The organism is Proteiniphilum sp. UBA5463 (assembly GCF_002427225.1).
Lineage (GTDB): Bacteria > Bacteroidota > Bacteroidia > Bacteroidales > Dysgonomonadaceae > Proteiniphilum > Proteiniphilum propionicum.
Genome location: NZ_DIQL01000056.1, coordinates 215,254 through 223,976, shown reverse-complemented (window position 1 = coordinate 223,976; position 8,723 = coordinate 215,254). Strand labels below are relative to the sequence as shown.

7 protein-coding genes are annotated in these 8,723 nt (G+C 39.7%); 1 reads left to right on the top strand and 6 read right to left on the bottom strand.

Translation table 11 applies throughout. The features are described from left to right. Window positions 1–364 precede the first annotated feature (364 nt). Window positions 365–1,816 carry a Fe-S cluster assembly protein SufB gene (gene sufB / locus B3B27_RS10600; RefSeq protein ID WP_238866704.1) on the top strand — a complete coding sequence of 484 codons (1,452 nt, stop codon included), beginning with the start codon at window positions 365–367 and terminating at the stop codon, window positions 1,814–1,816. 16 nt (window positions 1,817–1,832) lie between these two features. On the opposite strand, the gene ung is transcribed toward sufB, so the two are convergent. The 6 genes from ung to B3B27_RS10570 all read right to left on the bottom strand — a co-directional run bounded on the left by ung (window position 1,833) and on the right by B3B27_RS10570 (window position 7,583). Continuing rightward, window positions 1,833–2,495, bottom strand: coding sequence for a uracil-DNA glycosylase (gene ung, locus B3B27_RS10595; protein ID WP_238866705.1), 663 nt, complete (start codon window positions 2,493–2,495; stop codon window positions 1,833–1,835). 114 nt (window positions 2,496–2,609) lie between these two features. Beyond that, window positions 2,610–3,647 (bottom strand): aspartate--ammonia ligase, encoded by a 1,038-nt coding sequence (asnA, locus tag B3B27_RS10590; protein WP_286847406.1) that lies wholly within the window; start codon window positions 3,645–3,647, stop codon window positions 2,610–2,612. A 135-nt stretch (window positions 3,648–3,782) separates the two neighbouring features. After that, window positions 3,783–4,697 carry a dihydroorotate dehydrogenase gene (locus B3B27_RS10585; RefSeq protein WP_238866709.1) on the bottom strand — a complete coding sequence of 305 codons (915 nt, stop codon included), beginning with the start codon at window positions 4,695–4,697 and terminating at the stop codon, window positions 3,783–3,785. Next, entirely contained in the window at window positions 4,685–5,458 is a 774-nt protein-coding gene (locus tag B3B27_RS10580) for a dihydroorotate dehydrogenase electron transfer subunit (RefSeq protein ID WP_238866711.1), read from the bottom strand. The genes B3B27_RS10585 and B3B27_RS10580 overlap by 13 nt, the downstream gene beginning before the upstream one ends. A 112-nt stretch (window positions 5,459–5,570) precedes the next feature. Further along, complete coding sequence (locus B3B27_RS10575) at window positions 5,571–6,977, bottom strand: APC family permease (protein WP_238866712.1); 1,407 nt, start codon at window positions 6,975–6,977, stop codon at window positions 5,571–5,573. Window positions 6,978–7,151: 174 nt separating this feature from the next. Then, window positions 7,152–7,583 (bottom strand): helix-turn-helix domain-containing protein, encoded by a 432-nt coding sequence (locus B3B27_RS10570; RefSeq protein ID WP_286833283.1) that lies wholly within the window; start codon window positions 7,581–7,583, stop codon window positions 7,152–7,154. Window positions 7,584–8,723: the final 1,140 nt, after the last annotated feature.

The window sequence follows — 8,723 nt, the reverse complement described above, 5'->3', positions numbered from 1 at the left end:
GCTAATTTTAAACCCTTGCTCGTCTTATTTTTTTGCTTTCTTTGCCACAGTTTAAACTTGTGAATGAATAAAATGCCTCATCAAGCCCGAATGCTTTAACAATGATAATCTTCTATAAGATCTCAATGGTACCAAGTGTTTCATTACAAGCATGCCGGAACCTTACTTTGCATTGGAGTAGTATACAAGATAAATAATGGTTTAGCTGCTTGATAGGGCCTCGCAAGTTATTAATTATTTCTCATTTTGGAGAGAAAATGGTTACTTTGCATAAACAAAACAACTAAATTGTTGTTATCAATTATCGGATGTGTTATCCGGTGATTTTAAACCGGCTTAACCGGCCGACAAATAGATATCAGATATGCAAGAATTAGATCAAAATCAAATATTAACAGATTTAACCAATCAGGATTACAAATACGGATTCACTACTGATGTTGAGACTTTTGTAATTGAAAAGGGATTGAACGAAGACGTAGTACGACTGATTTCAATGAAAAAGGATGAGCCTGAGTGGCTTCTGGAGTTCCGGCTGAAAGCCTATAATCAATGGCTCAGCATGAAGATGCCTGAATGGGCACACCTGAAGATACCGAAGATTAATTATCAGGATATCATATATTATGCAGATCCTACCAATAAAAAAAGTCCGAAAAGCCTTGATGAGGTGGATCCTGAATTGTTGAATACCTTTGAACGTCTCGGTATACCGCTGGAAGAACAGAAGCAGCTGACCGGTGTTGCCGTGGATGCGGTTATGGACAGTGTTTCCATCAAAACCACTTTCAAAGAGGTACTTGCCGAAAAGGGGATAATTTTCAGCTCATTCAGCGAGGCAGTGAAACATCACCCCGATCTGGTTAAGAAATATATGGGAACAGTTGTTCCATACAAGGATAATTATTTCGCTGCTTTAAACTCGGCAGTGTTTAGCGATGGGTCTTTCGTTTATATACCCAAGGGAGTACGCTGCCCAATGGAACTTTCCACCTATTTCCGCATTAACACCGCCAACACGGGACAGTTTGAACGTACACTTATTGTTGCCGATGACGACTCATACGTGAGTTACCTTGAGGGTTGTACTGCCCCTATGCGCGACGAGAACCAGCTTCATGCCGCCATCGTGGAGATTATAGCTCTAGAAAATGCCGAAGTTAAATACTCAACCGTACAGAACTGGTATCCGGGTGATAAAAATGGTAAAGGCGGCGTTTATAATTTTGTGACAAAAAGGGGTATCTGCAAAGGGAACAATTCTAAGATCTCCTGGGCACAGGTAGAAACCGGATCGGCTATAACCTGGAAATACCCTTCATGCATTTTAGCCGGCGACAACTCTGTGGGTGAATTCTACTCTGTGGCTGTCACCAATAATTTCCAGCAGGCAGATACGGGAACAAAGATGATTCATCTGGGAAAAAACACACGTAGCCGAATTGTTTCAAAGGGAATCTCCGCGGGAAGCAGCCAGAACAGCTACAGGGGGCTGGTAAAGGTGGCCAAAAAAGCTGATAATGCACGTAACCACTCACAATGTGACAGCCTGTTGCTTACCGACCATTGCGGCGCTCACACTTTTCCTTACACTGATATTCAAAATCCTACAGCCATTCTGGAGCATGAAGCTACAACGTCAAAGATCAGTGAAGACCAGATCTTCTATTGCAACCAGCGAGGGCTGGGTGAAGAAGAAGCTGTAAGCCTGATAGTGAATGGATATGTAAAAGAGGTAGTTAACAAGCTCCCCATGGAATTTGCTGTAGAAGCACAGAAATTACTCGAGATAAGCCTGGAAGGCAGCGTAGGGTAAAGTCGGTGTTTTGTTATCACCAGTCGACAGGTTTTTTTCCGTGAGCTTGGAGGTAATCATTTGCCTTGCTGAAATGTTTATTACCAAAGAATCCCCGGTGAGCAGAAAGCGGCGAAGGATGTGGTGATTTTAAAATTAAATGTCTGTTCGCATCAATTGTAGCACCTTTTCTTTGCGCATAGGCACCCCAGAGAATGAATACCAGGTGATCACGGTCTTCAGCTAAATGCCTGATTACTGCATCGGTGAACTCTTCCCACCCTTTTCCCTGATGCGATCCGGCACGATGTGCCTGAACCGTTAGGGTTGCATTCAGCAGAAGTACCCCCTGCTTTGCCCATCGTTCCAGGTTTCCTGAACGGGGAACAGGTTTTCCCAGGTCGCTCTCTATCTCTTTATATATATTTATAAGTGACGGAGGTATTTGCACCCCATTGTTCACAGAAAAGCATAAACCGTGAGCCTGACCCGGTTCATGATAGGGATCTTGTCCAACAATTACCACTTTCACTTCGTTGAAAGGACAACTGTCAAAAGCGTTGAAAATCAATTTTGCGGGAGGATAAATTGTTTTGTTTGAATATTCATGCTTAACAAAATCTGTAAGTTTCTTGAAATAAGGTTTTTTAAATTCCTTATCGAGCTGATACTTCCAGCTCTGTTCCAATTTCACATCCATACTTTATTCATGATTTAAGTTTCTAAAATTATCCATCGAACAAGAGTTCAGCATAATCATAATCTGATAATTACAACATACTCAAGCATTCCTTGGGTAAATCAGAAAGTTCAGCTAAATAAGAAAAACACCCTTTTGCATCGCTTCTTTCCTCATTTCATGTGGCCATAAGCTAGCCTGTATTTCACCGATATGTGCTTTGCGAAGATAGTACATACACAAGCGAGATTGCCCGATTCCGCCTCCTATAGAGAGTGGGAGCTCATTGTTAATAAGTCTTTTGTGAAAATATAACGAAAGACGATCTTCTTTGCCACACAGCTTCAGCTGCTGCTTCAGCGATCTGGAATCAACACGGATACCCATTGAAGATAATTCAACAGCTTTCTCCAGAACCGGATTCCATACCAGCAGATCGCCATTGAGCCCGGGATAACCTTCTGCATTTAAAGTGCTCCAGTCGTCGTAATCAGGTGCCCGCCCGTCATGAGGCTCACCATTGGACAGCGGTGCTCCTATTCCAATCACAAATACGGCACCATACTCCTTTGTGATAGCGTCCTCTCTTTGCTTAACATCCATTTCGGGATACTTCTGTAGCAACTCTTCGGCGTTGATAAAGGTGATCCGAGCAGGAAGCTGCGGTTTGATTGCAGGAAACAGCTCATAAACAAGGTATTCAGTACGTAGCATTGCAGCATATATACGCCTGACTATCTGTTTCAGAAAATCCACAGTCCGGTCCTTTTCATTTATTACAAGCTCCCAATCCCATTGATCAACATAGAGCGAGTGCAGGTTATCGAGTTCTTCATCGGCACGGATAGCATTCATATCGGTATAGATACCGAACCCCTCTTCAATTTCATATTCGGCAAGGGTTAACCGTTTCCATTTTGCAAGAGAGTGCACTATCTCAGCGCTCTTGTCGCCCATATCCTTTATAGGAAAACGTACAGGCCGCTCCACACCGTTCAGGTCATCGTTTATACCTGTACCGCTTTCCACGAAAAGAGGAGCTGTTACCCGGCGCAAACGCAGTTCTGAAGCCAGATTGACCTGGAAAAAATCTTTAATATTCTTTATTCCCAACTCTGTCTGTTTCAGGTTCAGGAGCGGTTTGTAATCCTTAGGAATTTGCAATTTTGACATATTTAATTTACCGTGAGTTACAATTTTGAAAGTACAAAGATAAAGTTTTTATTCATTTTGTCAAATAAAAACCTTTTAAAAAGTGCATAATGATAGTTTTAAGGCTAAATTAAAAACAAATATTATCAAAATCATCTAATTTACAATCATTTTTCCCACTAACTCTTTTATGGAGGAGATATTGTGCCTGTCGAGATAGTTATTGATACCTTCCACAACTTTCACCGATACTGCAGGATCGATGAAATTGTATGTCCCTATTTGCACCGCAACAGCACCGGCAAGTATGAATTCAATAGCATCCTGCCAGTTACTGATCCCCCCAATGCCGATAATGGGAATTTTTACTGCATTAAAAACCTCCCACACCATACGCAACGCAATTGGTTTGATGCACGGGCCTGATAATCCCCCAGTGACTGTAGAAAGCTTGGGTTTTCTGCTCTCTATATCAATAGCCATTCCAAGAAAAGTGTTAACCAGCGACACTGCATCGGCACCTTCATCTTCTACCGAACGGGCAATCCCGGATATATCGGTAACGTTAGGCGACAACTTAACTATCAGCGTTTTAGGAAATACCTTACGTACCTCCCTGGTTACGTGTGCTGCTGAAACACATGATGTGCCAAACGCCATACCTCCCTCTTTCACGTTGGGGCAGGAGATATTCAGCTCGATGGCAGGCATCTTTTCCAGATCGGCGAGCTTCTCCGCACAAGCCACATAATCTTCAATAGACGAACCCGATACGTTAACGATCATATGGGTATTGTACTCCTTGATAACCGGATAAAGATGTTCAACAAAATAGTCCACACCTTTATTCTGAAGCCCTACCGAATTGAGCATGCCCGATGAAGTTTCGGCCATTCTGGGGTAATCATTACCCTCACGGGGCTCAAGTGTTGTTCCTTTCACGAAGATTCCTCCAAGCCGCCCCAAATCAATAAAATCGGCATATTCCGTACCATAACCAAACGTACCGGAAGCAGTCATTACCGGATTTTTAAGCTTTAAATCTCCTATTTGTACCTCTAATCTAGCCATGTGAGTTCTTTTATGTTAAAAACAGGCCCTTCTGTGCAGGCACATACGTTTCCTTTTATAGTTTTTTCAATGCAGCATAGACAAGCTCCAAATCCGCATGCCATAAGATTCTCAAGTGAAGCTTCGCATCCTATGCCTTTATCGTGCGCATATCGTGCAACTGCCATCATCATTGGCTTGGGACCGCAGGTGTAGATAAAATCATACTGCTTCTCCTGCAACAGTGAGTGACTGGTTACAAATCCTTTCTCTCCCAGTGAACCATCTTCAGTTGTAAAGTAAACTGTGCCATAACGTTCAAAATCTGCTCTCTGCAAAATATCTTTTTCTGTACGACCTCCCAGTAAAAAAGATGGTTTAAATCCATTTTCTTTCATTTTTTTACCTAAAAAAAGCAGTGGTGCCGTACCTACCCCTCCACCTACAAGCAGATATTGCCCTTTCTTCAAGGGCATGGTAAATGAGTTTCCCAAAGGGTATATCATGTTTATGGTTCCGCCTGGTTTCGTTTCACATATCTTCCCTGTTCCCTCACCTGCTTTTTGTATAAGAAGCCAAATCTCGTTCTTTTCAATATCTACCAGGTTGATTGATATCGGCCTCCTTAAAAAGACTCGTGGTGAACTATCGACCAGAATCTGAACGAACTGGCCAGGGAACATTTCCGGTAATATTTCTTCGTTAGCCGGCGAAATCTTGATCAAATGATTTCTGTTGTTTAATGCTATATTGGAGCGAACAGTAAAATCGAGCACTTTCATACTATTTCAGCTATTTAATCTGAGAATACAAAAGTACATCTTAATTTTTATTTTCACAACGTTGAATCCAATAATCGATTTCATTCTGTTTACCCGGACATTCATACCAAGATCACTGGTGTGAAGACATAAATAGGGGTGAAATTAACCAACCTATCAATAGCAGGGCGACTCCCATCAGTGAGCCTGTTCCTGTAAATGAGAGGCTTGAATAAAGCATGTAACCGCAAAAGCATACAAACAGAATTGGTGTTACAGGATATGCCGGCACTTTAAACGGTCGTGTTACAAAAGGCTTTTTTCTCCTCAATACAAACAAACTCAACCCGGTAGACAAAAAGAAAAACCAAAATACAGGAGCAGTAAATTCAACCATAGACTCAAAACCATTGCGGGTAAAAGCTCCAAATGTGATAAGTAAAATAGATATAAAACCCTGTAATAGAAGTGAATTTACAGGCGCAGATTTCTCACTGTTCCATTTTCCCAGAAAAGCAATCGTTTCAAAATCCTTTCCAAACGCGTAGTTTGTTCTCGCACCGGTAAAAATGGTTGTATTCAATGAAGTTAGTGCAGAGAGTGAGACTAATACACCTATCATTACAACACCCTTTTCACCAAGTGTGGCCCTCATCATATCAACCCCTGCAGCTTCTGAAGCAGCCACGCCTTCAAGTCCCAGCACATTCAGAAATGCCAGGTTGATAAGAATATATATCAATGTGATAATAAAAATGCTGATAATCAGTCCCAGTGCAATATTACGACTGCCGGTCTTCAACTCGGAGGTGATATATGCAGCTTCATTCCAGCCACCGAACGTTAATAATACAAATATAAGCGCCAAGCTGATTGATGAGCCTGATAACCTGCTTATTTCCGGGTGGCCTCCCGGAATTTCCATTGTAACGGATGATTCTATAAATAATCCTGCCAGCACAATTATTAAAATGCCAATAAACTGCAAAAGAATCATAATCTTTTGCATTCCCACACCAAACTTAATTCCCAATACATTTATCAATGTAAGTGTAATAACGATTACAGCTGCATAAAAAGCTGATGAGAAAACGCCCAAAGGGAGCAGCTGGGACAAATAATCACCGGCAATAAAGGCTAGAATAGCAATGGAACCAGTTTGTGTTATAGTGATACGTGACCAGGCAAAAAGGAAAGAAAATTTTTCCCCGAAAGCCAATTTTAAAAAATTGTAGTCTCCGCCTGCATTAGGGAAGGTAGAACTCAGTTCAGAGTAACAAAACGCACCTAAAAGCGAAATTATTCCTCCAATAACCCACAATACCAAAAACCAAAAAGTGTCAGGGGTGTTGGCCGCAACCACTGACGGTGTTCTAAAAATCCCGGCACCAATCACTATGCCTATAATAAATACGATAGCATCAATAAGTCGCAACGATGGTCCCGGAGCTGCCATTGACCGGCTCTCCGTTTCGTTTATAAAGTTCACCTCACTTGAAGTTAAACACGATTGTGTACCCGGCCTCTTTACTTTCATCATGCAGCATTATTAACGATATACACATATTTACGGTTATTAAATAATATTTAGTACCGTCAATCCAAAGATATAAACATTCAATATACCTTGCAAGCATGGTTTTCGATTGTTTATCATATTTATAGCCCCATTTGAAAGTCGCGCGTATTTATATTAAAAAAGAATAGCCTGCAATCACACCCGGTCAGGAGTTAAGGTCTCAAAAGTATTATCGCTGTAGTAAATAATTATCCGGGTAACTTTTTTATCAATCATTTTGACCTGTTCAACATGCTTGTTTTCAGATATCTGATGGTAATTTACAGCATGTTTTAACTCAAAATCCTTAGGTTTTTCAACTATCTCAGGTACTTTATCAGGTTTTATTTCAACCTGATTGAATAAATCAGGATCTTTGGAAATTAATTCAGATTTATAACCATCTTTATACATTTTTCCCGTTCCATTAATCAACCATTCGGGATTTATGCAGTTTATCTCGCTCAATATTTTGGTAACCACATCAAGACTTGGATTATTTCTTCCGTTTAATATGTGAGAAATAATTGCCCTGTTGATTTGTAACTTGTCAGCAAATTTCGCCGGAGTCAGGTTCTCTTTTTCCATGATAAGTTTGATTCGATCTTTCATAAACAGGCCTTTTAAATGTTACACGATATATAGCAGCATGATTTTATTACAAAAGTAACGCCACAAATGTATAATAAAATATTTACAAATGAAAATAGGACGTGTTTATATTTGTAAATTACAATTGTTTGCGAACTGATTTACATTTGTATAGATACATTTGTACCCTGATTAAAATCCACCTATAAATATATAAATATTATATTTATATATTTGCCGTATAAAGCTGATATAATGTTCATTAAATATAAATTTAATCAATTATTTAACATCATATCTGCAAACAGTGCTTCCATCTATTATAAAACCTGATCCAAACATTCAATAAATCGCACTAATATATTCATCTATACCTATATATATAAATAAAAGAATGGTATATGGTAGTGTTAAATCGCTGAATATAGAAATGTAACTAAAGTAAAAGTGTAAACCTTCATGACGTGTAACATATGTATTGCATTCCTTTATTTACATTTGTTCCAACTGTCCCGGCTTACTTTTTACACATTTGTAATAAAAATAATGCTGATTGCAGTGTTAACAAATCTGTTTTCTCTGAGAATCCCATAAATCTGACATAGATATACATATGTTGAAAATTCGTTACTCTCAGCGATTTAAAATCGAGCCAAAAATTTGACAAATATTGTAATGTCTAAACAAAAATGTTATGCAAAAGCTAAACATTTGCGCGTCGAGACATAATCCAAATGAGTATATGTTTTCTTCTATTTCAACTAAATGCAAATAGTCACCTGGCGGAGTTATGAGATCTATACACTAATCGCCGCTCTTGGCGCAGCATAAATTGCCCAGTCACCTGGCGGAGTTATACGATCTATACCCGCCAGCTATATAAATAAAGTAGAATTTAAAAATCAGGAATAGTGGTTAAAAAGATGAGGGAAGCAGATCCCCTGAAGTTTTTCAGTTAGTTGTTTTATATATGAGTCTCCTCCGATAAGTCTTTTTTCTTGAAAATTTCACAAGATGGTCATTGATTTTCAATAAGTTGTAAACCGATAAAATTGGGTTTTGAAGTTTACGGAGAGGACTCATATATTGTTTTTACAACTGTCAAGTATCACCCCTGACCCATTTTGGAGAATCTCC

Coding starts and splice junctions, on each gene's coding strand:
- sufB (WP_238866704.1), top strand. CDS start 365: ATGCAAGAATTAGATCAAAATCAAATATTAACAGATTTAACCAATCAG.
- ung (WP_238866705.1), bottom strand. CDS start 2,495: ATGGATGTGAAATTGGAACAGAGCTGGAAGTATCAGCTCGATAAGGAA.
- asnA (WP_286847406.1), bottom strand. CDS start 3,647: ATGTCAAAATTGCAAATTCCTAAGGATTACAAACCGCTCCTGAACCTG.
- B3B27_RS10585 (WP_238866709.1), bottom strand. CDS start 4,697: ATGGCTAGATTAGAGGTACAAATAGGAGATTTAAAGCTTAAAAATCCG.
- B3B27_RS10580 (WP_238866711.1), bottom strand. CDS start 5,458: ATGAAAGTGCTCGATTTTACTGTTCGCTCCAATATAGCATTAAACAAC.
- B3B27_RS10575 (WP_238866712.1), bottom strand. CDS start 6,977: ATGATGAAAGTAAAGAGGCCGGGTACACAATCGTGTTTAACTTCAAGT.
- B3B27_RS10570 (WP_286833283.1), bottom strand. CDS start 7,583: ATGGAAAAAGAGAACCTGACTCCGGCGAAATTTGCTGACAAGTTACAA.